General features: G+C 68.2%; 14 protein-coding genes. 11 read left to right on the forward strand and 3 right to left on the reverse strand.

Annotation, left to right across the window (positions count from 1 at the left end; all coding sequences use genetic code 11):
* Positions 1 to 23: 23 nt before the first annotated feature.
* The 3 genes from AC2A1N_RS06520 to AC2A1N_RS06530 all read left to right on the forward strand — a co-directional run bounded on the left by AC2A1N_RS06520 (position 24) and on the right by AC2A1N_RS06530 (position 2,990).
* Entirely contained in the window at positions 24 to 524 is a 501-nt protein-coding gene (locus tag AC2A1N_RS06520) for a M48 metallopeptidase family protein (protein WP_053499398.1), read from the forward strand.
* A 47-nt stretch (positions 525 to 571) separates the two neighbouring features.
* Positions 572 to 1,270, forward strand: a complete 699-nt coding sequence (locus AC2A1N_RS06525; RefSeq protein ID WP_242893996.1) for an RNA pseudouridine synthase — start codon at positions 572 to 574, stop codon at positions 1,268 to 1,270.
* 163 nt (positions 1,271 to 1,433) lie between these two features.
* Entirely contained in the window at positions 1,434 to 2,990 is a 1,557-nt protein-coding gene (locus AC2A1N_RS06530) for a phospholipase D family protein (RefSeq protein ID WP_242893998.1), read from the forward strand.
* Between the two features lie 3 nt (positions 2,991 to 2,993).
* Here AC2A1N_RS06530 and AC2A1N_RS06535 read toward each other — a convergent pair whose 3' ends face one another.
* Entirely contained in the window at positions 2,994 to 4,070 is a 1,077-nt protein-coding gene (locus tag AC2A1N_RS06535; protein WP_180884613.1) for an HDOD domain-containing protein, read from the reverse strand.
* 277 nt (positions 4,071 to 4,347) lie between these two features.
* On the opposite strand from AC2A1N_RS06535, the gene AC2A1N_RS06540 reads away from it, so the two are divergent.
* Positions 4,348 to 5,445 carry a Glu/Leu/Phe/Val dehydrogenase dimerization domain-containing protein gene (locus AC2A1N_RS06540; RefSeq protein WP_049413064.1) on the forward strand — a complete coding sequence of 366 codons (1,098 nt, stop codon included), beginning with the start codon at positions 4,348 to 4,350 and terminating at the stop codon, positions 5,443 to 5,445.
* A 47-nt stretch (positions 5,446 to 5,492) separates the two neighbouring features.
* Here AC2A1N_RS06540 and AC2A1N_RS06545 read toward each other — a convergent pair whose 3' ends face one another.
* Positions 5,493 to 8,336: an autotransporter serine protease gene (locus AC2A1N_RS06545; RefSeq protein WP_242894000.1), complete on the reverse strand. Its 2,844-nt coding sequence runs from the start codon at positions 8,334 to 8,336 to the stop codon at positions 5,493 to 5,495.
* A 182-nt stretch (positions 8,337 to 8,518) separates the two neighbouring features.
* On the opposite strand from AC2A1N_RS06545, the gene AC2A1N_RS06550 reads away from it, so the two are divergent.
* The 3 genes from AC2A1N_RS06550 (at position 8,519) to AC2A1N_RS06560 (ending at position 10,725) form a co-directional block, all read left to right on the forward strand.
* On the forward strand, positions 8,519 to 9,694 hold the full coding sequence (locus tag AC2A1N_RS06550) for a thiolase family protein (RefSeq protein ID WP_049413060.1): 1,176 nt from the start codon (positions 8,519 to 8,521) through the stop codon (positions 9,692 to 9,694).
* Positions 9,695 to 9,818: 124 nt separating this feature from the next.
* The gene (locus AC2A1N_RS06555) at positions 9,819 to 10,160 is read left to right on the forward strand and encodes a hypothetical protein (protein ID WP_005418203.1); all 342 of its coding nucleotides are present in this window, start codon (positions 9,819 to 9,821) and stop codon (positions 10,158 to 10,160) included.
* 154 nt (positions 10,161 to 10,314) lie between these two features.
* Positions 10,315 to 10,725 (forward strand): hypothetical protein, encoded by a 411-nt coding sequence (locus tag AC2A1N_RS06560; RefSeq protein ID WP_005418205.1) that lies wholly within the window; start codon positions 10,315 to 10,317, stop codon positions 10,723 to 10,725.
* 281 nt (positions 10,726 to 11,006) lie between these two features.
* Here AC2A1N_RS06560 and AC2A1N_RS06565 read toward each other — a convergent pair whose 3' ends face one another.
* Positions 11,007 to 12,644 carry an acyl-CoA dehydrogenase family protein gene (locus tag AC2A1N_RS06565; RefSeq protein WP_065196913.1) on the reverse strand — a complete coding sequence of 546 codons (1,638 nt, stop codon included), beginning with the start codon at positions 12,642 to 12,644 and terminating at the stop codon, positions 11,007 to 11,009.
* A gap of 113 nt (positions 12,645 to 12,757) precedes the next feature.
* Between AC2A1N_RS06565 and AC2A1N_RS06570 the strand changes: the two genes are divergently transcribed.
* The 4 genes from AC2A1N_RS06570 to pdeM are packed head-to-tail and all read left to right on the forward strand — an operon-like array spanning position 12,758 to position 18,447.
* Positions 12,758 to 13,756, forward strand: coding sequence for a ligase-associated DNA damage response exonuclease (locus AC2A1N_RS06570; RefSeq protein WP_484371807.1), 999 nt, complete (start codon positions 12,758 to 12,760; stop codon positions 13,754 to 13,756).
* Positions 13,753 to 15,360, forward strand: a complete 1,608-nt coding sequence (locus tag AC2A1N_RS06575; RefSeq protein ID WP_242894002.1) for an ATP-dependent DNA ligase — start codon at positions 13,753 to 13,755, stop codon at positions 15,358 to 15,360. Before AC2A1N_RS06570 ends, AC2A1N_RS06575 begins: the two co-directional genes overlap by 4 nt.
* Positions 15,357 to 17,816 (forward strand): ligase-associated DNA damage response DEXH box helicase, encoded by a 2,460-nt coding sequence (locus AC2A1N_RS06580; RefSeq protein ID WP_242894004.1) that lies wholly within the window; start codon positions 15,357 to 15,359, stop codon positions 17,814 to 17,816. The genes AC2A1N_RS06575 and AC2A1N_RS06580 overlap by 4 nt, the downstream gene beginning before the upstream one ends.
* On the forward strand, positions 17,806 to 18,447 hold the full coding sequence (pdeM, locus tag AC2A1N_RS06585) for a ligase-associated DNA damage response endonuclease PdeM (protein WP_242894006.1): 642 nt from the start codon (positions 17,806 to 17,808) through the stop codon (positions 18,445 to 18,447). The genes AC2A1N_RS06580 and pdeM overlap by 11 nt, the downstream gene beginning before the upstream one ends.
* Position 18,448: the final 1 nt, after the last annotated feature.

Genomic DNA, 18,448 nt, shown 5'->3' on the forward strand with positions numbered 1-18,448 from the left:
TACCGACGCCCCGCCGCCCCTGCATGGCAGTCCTGAAGTACCTCACCGGCTACCCCGAACCCCTGGTCGCCCAGGTCAGCGAACTGCTGGCGCAGGGCAAGCTCGGCCCCTGGCTGCAGCAGCGCTATCCCGACCCGCACGAGGTGCGCAGCGACCGCCAGCTGTACGACTACACCCAGGCGCTGAAGGACCGCTACCTGCGCAAGTCGGTGCCACTCAACAAGGTCTGCTACGACAACACCCTGGAAGTGATCAAGCACGCGCTGGGTACGCATACCGCCATTTCCCGCGTGCACGGCAGCCGCCTCAAGGCCAGCCGCGAGATCCGCATCGCTACGGTATTCCGCCAGGCGCCAGCGGCGTTCCTGCGCATGATCGTGGTGCATGAGCTGGCCCACCTGAAGGAAGCCGACCACAACAAGGCCTTCTACCAGTTGTGCCAACACATGGAACCGGATTACCTGCAGCTGGAGTTCGATACCCGTCTGTACCTGACCGAGCTGGCCAACCGCAGCCAGCGCTGACCGGCCGCAGCAGCTACACTGCGCGCCCCCTGCCCGACCTGCCCGCCATGGAACCGATCCGTCTCGACAAACGCCTGTCCGCCCTGCTCGGCATCCCCCGCGGCGAAGCGCGGCGCTATATCGAAGGCGGCTGGGTAACGGTCGACGGCGAAGTGGTGGAACAACCACAGCGCCCGGTTGATGACAGCGTGGTGATCGTCGTGGCCGAGCAGGCCAGCGATGAAAAGGCCGAGCGGGTCAGCATGCTGCTGCACAAGCCGGCCGGCGTTGCTGCTGAGGCCCTGTGTGCGCTGGTCAGCAGTGACAGCCGCAGCGAACTTGATGCCAGCGACATCCGTCCGTTGCAGCGCCATTTCCACGGCCTGCAACTGGCCGCTGCCCTTCCGGCCAGCGACAGCGGCCTGGTGGTGGTCAGCCAGGACCCGGCCACGCTGGCCCATCTGCAGCGCAATCTGGGCCGCACCGAACAGGAATACCTGATCGAAGTGGCCGAAGGCGGCCCCGAGCGAGGACCGTGGCTGCTGGCGCGGCTGCAGCAGGAATCCGGCGGCGCCAAGGTCAGCTGGCAAAGCGAGCAGCGCCTGCGCTTTGCCGGCAAGGGGCTGACCGCCAAGGGGCTGCGCGTGGCGGTGACCGCCGCCGGGCTGCAGGTGCTGGCCGTGCGCCGACTGCGCATCGGCCGCGTGGCATTGGGGCCGCTGCCGCCGGCGCAGTGGCGTTACCTGGGCAGCGACGAGCGGTTCTGAGGCCTGCGGGTCAGGGCCCTTTCCTGCGGAAACGGGTCCGCCCCCATTGTGACGCCCCCGGGGTCGGATCCGTTGCCGAAGGCAAGCGCGCTGATGCCCTATCGATCCTGCAGGCATTCCTTCACGCAGGGCGTGGATCTACCATCGAGGCATGAGCCTGCCCATGCCCCTGTGGCGACGCCTGTTGCGCGTCGCTGCAATCATCCTCGCCGCGCTGTTGCTGCTGGTCCTGTCCGGGCTGCTGCTGGCCGACCATCTCACGCCACAGGCACAGGGCGCGCCCTCGCATGTACTGCCACTGCAGCCGGCGCAGACCCGCATCGACCAGCAGATCGTGCCGCTGCAGGACGCGCATCCCGGGCAATCAGGCGTAGCGTTCCTCAGTGATGGCATGGATGCCTTCGCCGCGCGCGCGATGATCACCGCGCACGCTGGCCGCAGCCTGGACCTGCAGTACTACATCTGGCACGACGACCTGATCGGCCACCTGATGGCCAAGGCGCTGCATGACGCCGCCGAGCGCGGTGTGCGCGTGCGCATCCTGCTCGATGACATGAATGCCAAGGACAAGGACGCGCTGATGATGGCGCTGGACCGGCACCCCAACATTGAAATCCGCCTCTACAACCCGTTCCGCAACCGGACCGGCATCCTGCGCATGGTGGAGATGGTGCAACGCTTCTTCAGCGTGAACCACCGCATGCACAACAAGAGCTGGATCGCCGATGGCCGCGTCGCGATCGTCGGTGGCCGCAACATCGGCGAGGAGTACTTCAGCGCGCGCACCGATGTGAACTTCCAGGATCTGGACCTGCTGGTCGCCGGCCCTGCCGTGGAGCAGGCCAACCGGATCTTCGACGACTACTGGAACAGCGAGGCCGCCATTCCGGTATCCGCGCTTGCCTTCCATACCGATGCGCAGCTGCGCCTGCTGGTGCGCGAATCGGATCATGAGGCGCAGCGGGACGTGGCCCAGCCCTACCTTGCGCGCGTGGCCGAATCACGCCAGCGGCAGCGCCCGAGTCCCGAGCCATTGCACTGGAGCAGTGCAGTGCGCATCGTCTCGGACCCGCCGATGAAGCATCGCAGGGATGATCGCGCTGCCTGGCTGGTGTCGACCCTGATCAGCGAGCTGCAGGCCGCCCGGCACAAAACGTTGTTGATCTCGCCCTACTTCGTGCCAGGCAACGAAGGCCTGGATGGCTTTTCGGCCATGGCCGGGCGGGGCGTGCAGGTCGGCGTGGTGACCAACTCACTGGCTGCCAACGACGTCGCCGCCGTGCACGGCGGCTACATGAGCTACCGCGTGCCGTTGCTCGAAGCGGGCGTCCACCTGTACGAACTGAAGGCGCAGGGTCAGTCCGGCGATGCCGGCATGTTCGGCAGCAGCGGCGCGAGCCTGCACACCAAGGCGTTCGTGGTCGACGACCGCCGCGGCTTCGTCGGCTCGTTCAACCTCGACCCGCGCTCGGCCTACCTCAACACCGAAATGGGCGTACTGTTCGACGACCCGGTGCTGGGGGCGCGGCTGCGCGATGAGTACCTGCGCCTGGCAGACCCCAGGCATAGCTGGTGGCTGGCGCTGGACGACCGTGGCCGGTTGCGCTGGCTGGAACGCGAGCCGCCACCGCACTGGGTCGAGGCCGAGCCAGGGGCAACGGCGCGCAAACGCTGGCTGTCGCGGGTGATCAGCTGGCTGCCTGTCGAATCGCAGCTGTAGCACTCAGGCCGCCGGGCCGGCCTGGTCCTGTCCGGCCTCATCCAGCGTTTCCACGCTGCGCCCATGCAGGCGCCGCCAGATCCAGCGCAATGCATGCGGCGGCGCTGAAGGCAGCTGCTCCAGCAGCGCCAGCATGCGGCTCTGGCTGGCATGCCCATGGCGGCACAACAGGCTGGCCGCTGCGGCGGCGCTGGCCAGGCGCAGGCTGTCGGCCAGCGCCCCTTCTGCATCCACGGCCAGGGCCTGGTGAACCGGCTCAGGCAGCTCCCATGCGGCGGCCACCCGCTGCGCCAACGGTAACGACCACTGCTGCAGCAGCTGCAGGGCCAACGCCGGCTCCACGGCCTCGCCGCGGGCCTGCGCTTCCTGCAGCAGCTGGCGCATTACCAGTGACGCGCCCAGTCCCTGCACCAGGCCCAGCCACTGCGCAGCGAAGGCATCACCGAAGGTGACCGTACGTGCGTGATCGGCGGCCGCGCGCGAGGCCAGCAGCGCGTGCTCCCAGATGATCGCGCTGAACTGCGGGAACACTTCGCACTGCACCTGCATCACCGGCTGCACCAGTACCGCGCTGATGATCTGCCGCACGCCTTCGGTACCCACCAGTGTCACCGCCCGCTGCAGGCTTTCAACCGGGCGCTCATGCACCTTGTAGGCCGGGCTGTTGGCGATGCGCAGCAGGTTGCCGGTCAGTACCGGGTCCTGGCCGATGATCGCGGCCATCACCCGCGCTGAGGCGGCATCGTCGTTGACGGTCTGGATCAGCTGCGGCAGCAGTTGCGGCCGGCGGGGCAGCTGCCTGGCCGCCCAGTTGCGGTCCTGCAGCGCGCGCGCCACCGCCTCGCCCAGCCCTGCGGCCTGCACCGGCGTGGATTCACCGGCCAGACGCGGGTACAGGGCCAGCGCATGCAGGCCACGTTGCAGATGTGCAGCGATCTCGGCCGGGGGCAGCGCCTCGCCCTGCAGGCTCGCCGCTGCGGCGGCCACCGCCTGGCGGGACGCAGCAACCAGCCGCGACGGTGCCGCCCCGGTCGAACGCGCCAGCCAGCCGCGCAGCGATCGCCACCAGGCCGCTGTCATCGCCGCCTGCCCTGTCGTTGTGGTGCCCTTGCCGTCACTGACCGCCTGCCTCTTCACGCGAATCCGGCCACCCGCCGTCGTCGCAGCATCGGCCGCATTTTCATCTTCTTTAACTGCAAGGCATGCGATGTCGACGGCACCGGCCGGGGGAATGGACTAGAATGGCGCCGCGCGACCCGTCCCCCAGCCATGACGACGTCGCTTTTTTTGTTTTGGGACCCTACCGTTCACTGGCCGTTCGCTGCAGTTCGCCGCTGTTCGCGCCATCGGAGACGCCATGCTATTCGAAACCCTCGCCACCACCGGCCACGAACAAGTGGTGTTCTGCCACAACCACGATGCCGGCCTGCAGGCGATCATCGCCATCCACAACACCACCCTGGGCCCGGCCCTGGGCGGCGTGCGCATGCGTCCGTATGCCAGCACCGACGAGGCGCTGGCCGACGTGCTGCGGCTGAGCCGGACGATGACCTACAAGAATGCGCTGGCCGGCCTCAACGTCGGTGGTGGCAAGGCGGTGATCATCGGCGACCCGAAGGTGGACAAGACTGAAGTACTGTTCCGCGCCTTCGGCCGTTATGTCGACTCGCTGGGAGGGCGCTACATCACCGCCGAGGACGTCGGTACCGACGTCAACGACATGGAGAACATCTACCTGGAGAGCCAGTTCGTGACCGGCGTGCACCAGGTCCATGGCGGCTCCGGCGATCCGGCCCCGTTCACCGCCTACGGTGCGCTGCAGGCGCTGATGGCGGCGATGCGCTTCAAGTTCGGCCATGAGGAAGTGGGCAAGACCAGCATCGCAGTGCAGGGCCTGGGCCACATCGGCATGGAGCTGGTCAAGCTGCTGCGCGACCGCGGCGCCAAACTGTATGTCACCGACCTGGACAGCGCGCTGGTTGATCGCGCGGTCAGCGATTTCGGCGCCGAAGCGGTCAAGCCGGACGAGATCCACGAAGTGAACGCCGATGTGTTCGCACCGTGCGCGCTGGAAGGCGCGATCAACGCCGACACCCTGCCGCGGATCAAGGCGAAGATCATCTGCGGTACCGCCAACAACCAGCTGGCGAGCCTGGAAATCGGCGATGAACTGCATGCGCGCGGCATCCTGTATGCACCTGACTACGCGGTCAACGCGGGCGGCGTGATGAACGTGTCGCTGGAGATCGATGGCTACAACCGCGAACGCGCGATGCGCCTGATCCGCAGCATCTACCACAACCTCACCCGCATCTTCGAACTGTCGCAACGCGAGAACATCGCGCCGCAGCGGGCAGCCGACCGCATCGCCGAAAGCCGTATCCTGTCGATCGGCAAGCTGAAGATGCCGCTGGGCCGCAGCACCCCGCGCCTGGGCAACCTGCGCGGCGGCTGAGCCTGCCGATGTCGCGCCGGGCCTTTCGACCCGGCGCGACCGCCCGTTCAGAAGCCGGTGCTGTAGCGCAACGCCGCCTGGCGCGCGCCTTCGCCTCCGACGCGCTGGTCAAAGCCCAGGCTCAGGCGGCCGTTGCGGCCCCACCACGACTCCAGCGCCACGCCGAACAACGCACTGCCTCGCGGCGCGTTCCAGCCCGCCAGTGGCGCCCATGCATCAACGCCGACGAAACTGGCCTGCCAGTCCGCATCGGCACCATCGAGCCGCTGCTGCCATTCGGCATGCCCGCGCAGGGTCCAGCGCCCCCAGACACGTTCGCCGCGGATACCGGCCAGCATCTGGCTGCGCTGTACGCGGTTGGCATCGCCACGCAGGCCGAAGCCGAACCCGCCCAGTTCGTTGAAGGCATCGGTATCCACGCGCGTCGTGCTGGCGCCCAGATACGGTGTCAACGACGCACCCGCGTTGCCGAAGCGATAGCCGCCTTCGACACTGGCACTGCTGAAACGTCCGCCGTAACGTGCAGAGACACCGTAGGCGCCGGCGCCCAGCAGCAACTGGCGATCCAGCGCACGGGTGAACTGGCCGCTGCCGACCTGCGCCAGCGCATAGCCCCGGCCCAGGTTCCAGCCGGCGTACAGCTGCGCCTGCGCCTGGCGATCACGCCCACGATCACCGCCGAAGCCACTGCCACCATTGCTGCGGGTTTCGCCGAAGGCCACACCCATCAGCCCATTGCTGCCCAGCGGCAGGTCCTGGCCGGCCATCCAACCACGGCTGTCGGCGGCATTGCCGGCGAAACTGCCCTGCCCGGCTTCGCCGAGCGCGCTCTGCCAGGCCCCGCGCAGGCGCGGCGCCGCCTGCACGCGATCGAAGCGCTCGGCGATCGCGCGGCGTGACATGTCGATGCTGTCGAAGGTGGCCGACTCGGCCCGCGCATGCGCCTGTCCGGACAGGCTCTGCAAACTGGCCTCGAGGCCTTTGCTGCCACCGCCGGTCCACTGCAGCGCACCGGCGGCCGTACCGAAGGCCGAGCCCTGCAGCGTCGTATCGCCATCAAGCGCGCTGAACGCACTGTCCACGCGTTGCGCAGCCGACTGCGCCGAGGCCGTGAGGCCGGTCGCTGCCGCCGTGACGCTGACCTGGGTCAGGTTCAACCAAGCGTTGTTGCTGTCATAGCCATAGCTGCTCTGCAGCAGCGACAGGCCCTGCAGGCCGCTGGAGGTGGCCGGGCTGCTGAAGGTGCCGTTGAGGCCGCCGGCGGCGTGGATCAGGTCCTGGCGGCTGCCGTTCTGCGGCACATAGCCGGAGACGAAGCCGTGCACGCGCACGCCCCCGTTGATCGTGGCGTTGCCGGTGACCTGCAGCGCATTGGCACCCAGTGCGATCATCAGCTGTGCACCGGCCTGCTGGGTGTAGTTGCCCTCGATGGTGCCGGTGGTGTTGCCGGTGGTGAGGAACACGCTGCTGCCGTTGACCACATTGCCGATCACGCGCGGCGTACCGCCATTGAACTGCAGGCCGGTCGAATCCGGATCGGGCTGCGCCAGGATCGTCACGTTGGAGCGGATCACGCTGCCGTTCTGCAGTGACAGGATGCCGCGCTCGATGCGGGTGGCGCCGCTGTAGCTGTTGTTGCCACCCAGCACCAGGGTTCCCCCGCCCTGCTTGACCAGGCCACCGCTGCCGACGATGTCGTTGCTCCACAGCGAGCCACTCGATGGCGCATCGACATTGGCCACCACATCGCCCCAGTCGAAGCGCCCCGGCCCCTTGATCGCCCGCGAGATGTCGAGCAGGCCGTAGCCGAACACCGCATCCACGCCGGGCGCACCGATGTCCTTGGCGGTGCCCAGCAGGGTCTGCCGCACCAGGTTGTTGTCGAAGTACGGGTAGCGCTGCCAGACCAGGGCGGCGGCGCCGGAAATCAGCGGGGCGGCAAAGGACGTGCCGTAGTTCCAGTAATAGCTGCCGCCGTTGGCATCGGGATAGACCGCGCTGCCCGGCGCCGCCAGGCAGTAGCGCGCGGCCTGGCCGCAGGCATTGGCGTAGCTGGCCAGCGTGCCCGGTGCATACGGATCCACCGCAGTGGCCACCAGCCAGCCGCGCTCCAGATCGGCCGCTGGCAGCGAGCCGGCAACGCCCAGCTGGCTGGGCAGCGCGGCCAGACTGCTCGGCTCGGGGCGCGCATCGTTGCCGGCCGCGAACACCACCAGGCCGCCATGATTGATGACGAACGGCCGGTACTCGGCCGCCACCTGCGCGGTGGTCGGCAGGTCGGTCCAGTACAGGCCGCCCCACGAATTGTTCATCACCTTCACGTTGTAGCTGATCAGGTCCTGGTGGACCTGCGCCACGCCCAGTGGGCCGCTGAAGGAATTGCCCTTGCCGCTGCCGTCATCGACGGGCGGCTTGTCGGCGATGATCCGCGCCGAAACGATCTGTGCGCCGGGGGCGATGCCGCCCGGCCAGGACCCCACCGGAGCACCCGCGGCCAGGCTGGCCACCGCCGTGCCGTGACCCACCACGTCGTCCACCTGCAGGTTGTTGCGGGCGGGGTCGATGTAGTTGAGGTTGGCGACCACGCGCCCGTTCAGCGCCACTGCGTTGCGCTGCACGCCCGAATCGACGATGCCGATGCGCACCCCCTGCCCGGTCAGGCCGGCGGCCTGTGCGGCACGCGCATTGGTCACGGACAGGTGCGCGTCGAAGGCCGGCTCCTGCGGCTTGGCCGGAGGCGGGGTGGTCGGCGGGGGCGTGGTCGGGGGCGTCGGGGTGGTCGGGGGTGGATCGATGCGGACATTGCCGCCGCCTCCGCCGCCACCACATGCCGTCAATGCCATCGCCAGCGCCGACGCCAGCGCCGACCTCACCATCATCGTGCGTTCCATCGATTCCTTCCCATGAACGTTGGCCTGCCTACATCCCGGCAGGCGTGCGGTGCCGCCCAGCGGCGGCCCTCCCCGACCCTCTATACTTGGGTCGACCCCCACGCAGTCTGCCGGGAAATCGCGGCGCTTCCAACGTCTTCGGTCTCCTTTCCGAACATTGCTTACGCATCAACGAGATTGCCATGTCCAACATCGTCATCGCCGCCGCCAAGCGCACCGCCATCGGCTCCTTCCTCGGCCAGTTCAACGGCGTGCCGACCCCGACCCTCGGCGCGGCCGCCATCGCGGCCGCCCTGGAACAGTCGGGCGTGCCGGCCAGCGACGTCTCAGAAGTCCTCATGGGCTGCGTGCTGCCGGCCAACCTCGGCCAGGCGCCCGCCCGCCAGGCGGCGATCGCCGCCGGCATTCCGCTGTCGACCGGTGCCACCACCCTCAACAAGGTGTGCGGCTCGGGCATGAAGACCATCATGCTCGGCCATGACCTGATCAAGGCCGGTTCGGCCAGCATCGTGGTTGCCGGCGGCATGGAATCGATGTCCAACGCCCCGCACCTGCTGCCCAACTCGCGTACCGGCAACCGCTTCGGCAACTTCCAGGCGATCGACCACATGGCCCACGACGGCCTGGTCAACGCCTACGACGGCAAGGCCATGGGTGAATTCGCCGAATGCGCCGTGGACAAGTACCAGTTCAGCCGCGAGGAACAGGACGCCTATGCGATCGAATCGGTCAAGCGCGCACAGGCCGCACAGGCCAATGGGGCATTCGCCGACGAGATCGTCGCGGTGAAGGTCGCCACCCGCAAGGGTGAGGTCGAGGTCGCCACCGACGAGCAACCCGGCCGCTCCGACATCGCCAAGATCCCGACCCTGCGCCCGGCCTTCAAGAAGGACGGCAGCGTCACCGCCGCCAGCTCCTCCAGCATCTCCGACGGCGCCGCTGCGGTGGTCCTGCTGACCGAGGAAGACGCCAACGCACGTGGCATTACCCCGCTGGCGCGCATCGTCGGCCACGCCACCCATTCGCAGGAACCGGAGTGGTTCACCACCGCCCCGATCGGCGCGATCCGCACGCTGCTGGCCAAGACCGGATGGTCGCTGGACCAGATCGACCTGTTCGAAATCAATGAGGCCTTCGCCGTGGTGGCGATGGCACCGATGCGTGAACTGGGCATCCCGCACGACAAGCTCAACGTGAATGGCGGGGCCTGCGCACTGGGCCATCCCATCGGTGCCTCCGGTGCACGCCTGGTGGTGACCTTGGTCAACGCCCTGCGCACGCGCGGTGGCAAGCGCGGCATTGCCACCCTGTGCATCGGTGGCGGTGAAGCAACAGCCATCGCCATCGAATTGATTTAAAAAGATTTAACGACGATTTCGCAAAAATGAATGCGGGATCGCTTGACACCCAATCTTGGCTTGTCATCATGTTGTCGGCGCGCAGCATGCGCGTTGCCTAATTCTAACGACGAGGATTTACACAATGAGCATCAACAAGCTGCTGGTCGCGATGTCCCTGGCTCTGGCCCTGGCCGCCTGCTCGAAGCAGGAAGCTGCCCAGGACGCCGCTGCTTCGGCCAACGAAGCCGCCACCGAAGCCCAGGCTGCTGCCGACCAGGCCGCCGCTGCCGGCGCCCAGACCGCCGACGCTGCCCAGCAGGCTGCCAACACCGCCGCCACCGCTGCTGACGCTGCGACCGACGCTGCTGCCAACACCGCTGCTGCCGCGACCGACGCTGCTGCTGGCGAAGCCAAGGACGCTGCCAAGGCTGCCGAAGCTACCGCTGAGCAGGCCAAGGACGCTGCTGAAGAAGCCAAGAAGTAATAACTTCTTTCTTCAGGCTGTTCTGGAAAAGCCGCTGGTTCGCCAGCGGCTTTTTCTTTGGCCTGCTGCCTGCGCGCGCCTCGGATCGCGACCCCGTCTTCACAACGGCATGAATAGGCTGGCGTCCCCATCCATTGCAGTACCGGAGACCGCCATGAAGATTCGCCCGATCACCACCACGCTGCTGGCCGCCTCCCTGCTGCTGGCCCTGGCCGCCTGCAAGGGTCCGGAAGCCGAACAGGCCAAGCAGGACGCGCAGCAGGCCGCCGACAGCGCCGGCGCTGCCGCCCGTGACGCCGTGGACAGGGCCGCCGAAGCCACCCGCAACGCTGCCGACAAGACCGCTGCCGCTTCCGAGCAGGCCGCCGCCGATACCCAGCAGGCATTGGACAAGGCCGCAGACGCCACCGCAAACGCCGCAGACAAGGCCAAGGTTGCGGCAACCGACGCCGCTGCACATGCCAGCGACGCCACTGCGGACGCCGCACAGAAGGTTGCTGACAAGGCCCGTGATGTCGCCAATGACGCCAAGGCGAACGCCGCCAAGGAAGAAGCCAAGCACTAAGGCGTACCGGCAGCCGGGCATCGGCTCGGCGCCACAGGAAAAGCCGCGGCACTGCCGCGGCTTTTCTGCTTTTCGCTCTCTGCTCTTTCGGTTGATTCCGTGCTGGACGCGTACGGAAAGTGTCCAAGGACGCGCGGGTAGGTTGCGCAGGGGCGTAAGCGCCATGGATGGCGCGCCCGCGCCTACAAGGACGTATTCACGGCGCCCCCTGCACGACCTACCCGCGCGGCCCACCCATCAGTATCAGCGGCCACCACGAGGGGCTTCGCCGTTGGCCGCCCCTAAGGCAGCGCGCGCGCCAGCATTGCCGACAGATCCACACCCGCCGGCAGCGTCCCGAACACCAGCCCATGCTGCCCTTCCAGCCGGCTGCGCACGAACGCTTCAGCCATTGGACTGCCCGCCCGCAACATCAACGCCGCCTGCAGCAGCAACGCAGTGCGCTCGCAGAAAAGCCTCGCCTGCGACTCATCCGGTGCCGGTGCCGCTGCCCAACGCTGCAATGCCGCTGCGTAGCGCGCATCACGATCGGCCACCGCTGCCAGCTCGGCGCGCAGCGCCGCCAGTGCCTCCGGTTCACGTGCCAGCGCGCGCAGTACGTCCAGGCACTGGATGTTGCCACTGCCTTCCCAGATCGAATTCAACGGCGCCTGCCGGTACAGCCGCGGCAGCATCGATTCCTCCACATAGCCTGCGCCGCCGAGGCATTCCTGCGCTTCGTTGACGAAGGCCGGCGCGCGCTTGCACAGCCAGTACTTGCCCAGCGCCGTTCCCACCCGTGCCAGCGCAGCTTCGTTGGCATCCACGCCTGCGCGATCCACCGCGCGTGCGATGCGCATCGAAAGTACCGTGGCTGCTTCCGATTCCAGCGCCAGGTCGGCCAGCACGTTGGTCATCAACGGGTGCTCGACCAGCAGCTTGCCGAAGGTGCGGCGATGGCGTGCGTGGTGCAACGCCTGCGCCAACGCCATGCGCATTTCCGCCGCTGCGCCCAGCATGCAATCCAGGCGGGTCATCATCACCATGCCGATGATGGTGGCCACGCCACGCCCCTCCTCGCCCACCCGCCATGCCTGCGCGCCGCAGAACTCGACTTCGCTGGAGGCATTGGCCCAATCGCCGAGCTTGTCCTTCAACCGCATCAGGCGGAACGCGTTGCGGTCACCGTCGGCCAGCCGGCGCGGCATCAGCAGGCAGGTCAGTCCTCCCGGCGCCTGCGCCAGCACCAGGAAGCCATCGCACATCGGTGCGGAAAAGAACCACTTGTGGCCGACAAGGCGATAGCGCTCACCATCGATCGGTTCGGCGCGCGTGCTGTTGGCGCGCACATCCGAGCCGCCCTGCTTCTCGGTCATGCCCATGCCCAGGGTGATGCCGGCCTTGTCAGCCACCGGCACGTCGCGCGGGTCATAGACCGGCGCTGCGGCCTTGCGTGCCCACTCGGCCAGATGCGGCTGCGCGTGCAGCACCGCTACTGCTGCATGGGTCATCGTCAAGGGGCAACTGGTGCCGGCCTCGGCCTGGTGGTGCAGGTAGCTCAACACCGCACGCGCGACGTGCGCGCCGGGTTGCGGTTCGTGCCAGGACAAGCCGGCGACACCGTGCGATTTCGCCGTTTCCATCAACTGGTGATAGGCCGGATGGAACTCCACCGTATCGATGCGATGACCCTGCGCATCATGCGTGCGCAGGCGTGGGCGGTCGCGGTTGGCATCAAAGCCGAGCCGGTACAGCTCGTCGCCGGCCAGCGCGCCATAGACCGCCAGGCGTGGCGCGAAGCTGCCAGCGCCTTCGCGCTGCACGGCTTCCATCAGCGCCACGTCGTCAGTCCACAACTGGCGCCCCGCGAACGGTGGCGGCTGGTTCAACACCACATGGGTTTCGTAGGGCGCGTCGCTGCTGAAGCTCGGTCCACTCATCCGGTCCATCCTGGCGGCAAGAGGTATGCGGTCCGATTGTGCCGCATGACTTGCCAAGCCCGTGTTCAGGCCGGTTCTCGCCCTGTGCACGAGCGGCAGGCCACAGTAACCGCATGGCAGCCAACGACGATCTGGTGGTGTTGCGCCCGGAAGGGCTGTACTGCGCCGCCGGCGATTTCCACATTGATCCCTGGCGACCGGTAGCGCGCGCGGTCATCACCCATGGCCACGGGGATCACGCCCGCCCGGGCATGGGCGAGTACCACTGCAGCGAAGGCAGCCTGCCGATCCTGCGCTGGCGCCTGGGCGATGTGCCGGTGCAGGCGCACGTCGAGGGCGTGCCGTTCCGCCTGGGCCGGGTACAGGTATCGCTGCATCCAGCCGGTCACGTCCTGGGATCTTCGCAGGTGCGCATCGACGACGGGCGGCAGGTCTGGGTCGCCTCCGGCGACTACAAGCGGCAGCCTGACCCAACCTGTGCGCCGTTGGAAGTAGTGCCCTGCGATACCTTCATCACCGAAGCCACCTTCGCCCTGCCGATCTACCGCTGGCCAGACACGCCGGCCGTCGCTGCTGAGATCGTGGCGTGGCGCCGCGAATGCGAACAACGCGGCGAGGCTGCGATCCTGCTGTGCTATGCGCTGGGCAAGGCACAGCGGGTGCTGGCAGAGCTGCGGCCACTGGACGATCGGCCGGCCTGGCTGCATGGCGCCATCGCCAATGGCGTGGCGGTGTACCGGCAGGCCGGCGTACCGATGCTGGAGACGCTCACCGTAGCCGAACAGGGCCGCCAGCCCGATGCCGCCGGCCAGTTGATCCTCGCCCCGCCCTCAGCTGCGGGCACGCCCTGGATGCGCCGCTTCGGCCGTCACCAGCTGGGCTTCGCCTCGGGCTGGATGCAACTGCGCGGCAACCGCCGCCGCCGCAACGTTGATCGTGGCTTCGTCATTTCCGACCACGCCGATTGGCCCGCACTGCTGCAGACGATCGAACAGACCGGCGCGCAGCGTGTGATCGCCACCCATGGCAATACCGATGCGTTGATTCCGTTCCTGCGCGAACGCGGCGTGGCTGCCGAAGCCTTCCGTACCGATTTCGGGAGCGAGGAATGAAGGCCTTCGCAGCGCTCTACCAACGCCTGGACCGCAGCACTGCCACGCTGGACAAGCGAGCGGCACTGGTCGATTACTTCGGCCAGGCAGGCGCGCACGATGCGGCGTGGGCGCTGTACCTGCTCAGTGGTGGCAAGGTGGGCGGCGCGCGCAGGAAGATCGCCGCCAGTGGCGAACTGCGCGCCTGGATTGCCGAGGAATCAGGGTTGCCACCGTGGCTGGTGGAGGACAGCTATGCGCAGGTGGGTGACCTGGCCGAAACGCTGACCCTGCTGCTGGACGACCCACCGAACCCCTCGCCTGACCGGCCCCTGGCCGAATGGATCGAACAGCACCTGCTGGCGGTGGCCAACCAACCCGAGGCGATGCGCCGTGCGGCAGTCGTGGCCGGCTGGCAGCAGCTGTGCAGCAGCGAACGCCTGGTGTTCAACAAGCTGCTGACCGGCGCCCTGCGCGTTGGCGTCTCGCAACGACTGGTGCAGCAGGCGCTGGCCGAGTGGTCCGGCCTGGACATCGCACGCATCGCCCAGCGCATGCTGGGCGAGTGGGTGCCCTCGCCCGGGCTGCTGGCCCAGCTGCTGTCGCCGGATGAGCTGCCGCTGGACCGGCAGCAGCCCTACCCGTTCTTCCTCGCCTCGCCACTGGAGGGCAACCCTGCCGAACGACTCGGCGCGATCGATGACTGGCTGCTGGAATGGAAGTGGGATGGCATCCGCCTGCAGCTGCTGCGCTGGCGCGGCGAGGTCGCCTTGTGGTCACGCGGCGAAGAGCGGCTGGATGGCCGCTTCCCCGAGATCGAACAGGCGGCGATGGCGCTTCCCGATGGCTGCGTGCTGGACGGCGAGCTGCTGGCCTGGGACGAAGCCGCGGACCTGCCGCGTGCCTTCACCGCGCTGCAGACGCGCATCCAGCGCCGAAAACCCGGTGCGGCCACCCTGCGCAACACGCCGGTGCGGGTGCTCGCCTATGACCTGCTTGAACTCGATGGCGTGGACCTGCGCGAACGTCCGCTGCAGCAGCGGCGCGCGCGGCTCGCCGAGGTCGTCGGTGCACTGAACGATGCACGGATCCAGCTCTCACCCGGCGTTGACGCCGACGACTGGCTTCAGGCGGCGGCAATGCGCGACGTGGCACGCGAACGCGGCGTGGAAGGACTGATGCTGAAGCGGCATGCCTCGCCCTACCAGGCCGGACGCCGCCGTGGTGACTGGTGGAAATGGAAGGTCGATCCGCTCACCATCGATGCGGTGCTCCTGTACGCGCAGGCCGGCCATGGGCGGCGCAGCACGCTGTACACCGACTACACCTTCGGCGTCTGGGACGGCGACACGCTGGTGCCGGTGGCCAAGGCCTATTCGGGCCTGGATGACAAGGAAATCCTCGCGCTCGATCGCTGGATCCGCGCCAACACCCGCGAGCGCTTCGGCCCGGTGCGCAGCGTTCGCGCCGAACACGTCTTCGAGCTGGGCTTCGAGGCGGTCAACCGCAGCAGCCGGCACAAGTCGGGCATCGCTGTGCGCTTTCCGCGCATCCTGCGCTGGCGCCACGACAAGCCCGCCAGCGAAGCCGATCAGTTGGCCACGCTGCAGGCATTGGCACGATGAACCGCAGCCAGGCACTGCGCCGGCTGGAAGACTGGTTCGCGTCCAGAGGCTGGCGCTCACTGCCGTTCCAGCGCGCGATGTGGCGTCACTATCTCGCCGGCGAATCCGGACTGCTGCACACACCCACAGGCAGCGGCAAGACACTGGCGATGTTCGGAGGGCCGCTGCTGCAGGCCATGATCGACCCGCCGCCCTCCCCCCGCCGCGCCAGCGCGGTACGCCCGCTGCAGGTGCTGTGGGTGACCCCCTTGCGCGCCTTGGCCAGCGACACCGCGCGCGCGCTGCAGACCGTGGTCGATGGGCTGGGGCTGGGTTGGCGTGTCGGCCTGCGCAGTGGTGACGCCAGCAACCGCGAGCGGCGCCAGGCGCGCGAAGGCCGCATCGACGTACTGGTGACGACGCCGGAATCACTGGCGCTGCTGCTGAGCTATCCAGATACGCTGCCGCGCATGCAGCGGCTGCGCTGCGTGGTGGTGGACGAATGGCACGAACTGCTGGGAAACAAGCGCGGCGTCCTGCTGCAGTTGAACCTGGCGGTGTTGCGCGATACCACGCCGGCATTGCAGCTGTGGGGACTGTCAGCCACCCTGGGCAATCTGCAGGAGGCGCGCGACGTGCTGCTGCCCGGGCGACCGGAAGCACCTATCGTGCAGGGCGTACGACCGCGCCCACTGAGCGTGCGCAGCCTGTTGCCAGACCCCGGCGAGCGCTTCCCATGGGCGGGGCATCTGGGCCTGGCACAGCTGCCACGCGTGCTGGAGGCACTGATGCAGGCACGCAGCAGCCTGCTGTTCACCAACACCCGTGCACAGGCGGAACTGTGGCATCAGGCGCTGGCGGCGGTCTGGCCGGAAGAACCGGACACGCTTGCGCTGCACCACGGCTCGCTGGATCCGGCGCTGCGCCAGCAGGTGGAGGATGGCCTGCGCGCGGGCGCGCTGCGCTGCGTGGTTGCCACCTCCAGCCTCGACCTGGGTGTCGACTTCCCCGAGGTTGAGCAGGTCCTGCAGCTGGGCAGCCCGAAGGGCGTGGCGCGCCTGCGCCAGCGCGCCGGACGCGCACGCCACCGCCCGGGTGCCAGCGGCGCCATCCTGTGCGTGCCCAGCCATGCGCTGGAACTGGCCGAGTACGCTGCGGTGCGCCGTGCCTTGGCTGAAGGTGTGGTCGAAGCGCGCAGGCCGCCGACGCTGTCGCTGGATGTGCTGGCCCAGCACGCGGTCAGCCGCGCACTGGCGGGCGGCTTCGACAGCACTGCGCTGCTGGCACAGGTCCGGCGTACCCGTGCCTTCGCGTCGCTCGGCGACGACCAGTGGCAGGCCGTGCTCACGTTCATCGTGCAGGGCGGGCAGGCGTTGGCCCAGTACCCCGATTTCCACAAGGTCGTGCGAGATGCCGATGGGTGGTACCGCATGCACGACCGCCGCCAGGCGCTGCGTCATCGGCTGTCGATCGGCACCATCAGCAGCGATGGCAGCGTGCGCGTGCAGTTCCTGCGCGGCGGCAGCCTGGGCGCCGTGGAGGAGCAGTTCGCCAGCCGCCTGCGCCGTGGCGACCGCTTCCAGTTCGCCGGGCGCCTGCTGGAGCTTGTGCAGCTGCGCGACATGACCGCCTTCGTGCGGTTGGCACGAGGGCGCGGAGACGGTGTCGTGCCACGCTGGCAGGGAGGCCAGTTGCCGCTGTCGATGCCACTCGGACGCGAGCTGGAGTGGGTACTGTCCGGTGCTGACGACAGCGCCGAATCACGCTGGCTGTCGCCCTTGCTGGCACTGCAGCAACAGTTGTCGGCGCTTCCCGGCCCGGGCCACCTGCTGGTGGAAGAGGTGCGGCGTCGCGAAGGCCAGTTCCTGTTCGTCTATCCCTTTGCCGGCCGTCACGTGCATGAGGCGCTGGCCGCCCTGCTGGCGCTGCGCTGTACCCGCCGGCAGCGCAACAGCATCGGCTATGCGGTGAACGATCACGGCCTGGTGCTGGCACCGGCACAGGCTATCGATCTGGACGCGGCGCAATGGCGGGCGCTGTTCGCCTCCGATCAGCTGCTGGATGACCTGCGTGCTGCGGTGAACCTGGGCGAGCTGGCGCGTCGCCAGTTCCGCGGCATCGCACGCGTCGCCGGCCTGCTGGTCCCCAGCCTGCCCGGTGGCATGCCACGGGCACTGCGCCAGCTGCAGGCGTCCGCGGGACTGCTCTACGACGTACTGCGCGAGCACGACCCGGATCACCTGCTGCTGGCGCTGGCGGAACAGGAAGTGCTGAATGACAGCCTCGACATGCCGGGGCTGCAACAGGTACTGGCCAGGATTCGGATGCAGACCCTCTCGGTGCAGCGCCCGGCGTCACTGACGCCGTTGGGTTTCCCGCTGTGGGCCGAACGCCTGCGCGGGCAGTTCAGCAACGAAGACTGGCGTACCCGGGTGCAACGCGTGGCCCAGCAGCTGGAGCGTCGGCATGGCCGATGAACTGCCGCTGCTGCGCGCAGGCGAGCCGCTGGTGCTGCTTGGCGCGCGTGCACTGTACTGGCCCGCGCGGCAGGCACTGCTGCTCGCCGATCTGCACCTGGGCAAGGCCGATGTCTTCCGCCGCGCAGGCATCGCGCTGCCCGGCGGCGGTACCGGCAAGGACCTGCAACGCCTGCAGGGGCTGCTGGACGCGCGTGCCTGCCGCGAGGTGTGGATCCTGGGCGACATCCTGCATGGCCCGGCGCATCGTGCTGCGTGGTACCAGCAATGGCTGGGATGGCGCGAACGCAATGCCGCACTGGACGTGCATGTCCTGCGCGGAAATCATGACCGGCAGCTGCCGCATGCCGAGCTGCAGGTGCAGATCCACGACGAAGTACGGTTGCCACCGTTCCTGCTTCGGCATGAGCCGGTGCCCGATGCGGAGCTGCATGTGATCGCCGGGCATCTGCATCCACAGATCGCTTTGCCTCCGTTGCGGCGGCGCTTCCCCGCATTCTGGCTGCGTGACAGGATGACGCTCCTGCCGGCCTTCTCCGCGTTCACCGCCGGAAGCGTTCCTGTTCCCGCTGCCGGCGAACAGATGGTCGCCTGCGTGGACAACGGCCTGGTGGCACTGCCCCTGGCTTGAA

This window comes from Stenotrophomonas maltophilia group sp. SKK55 (assembly GCF_057179845.1).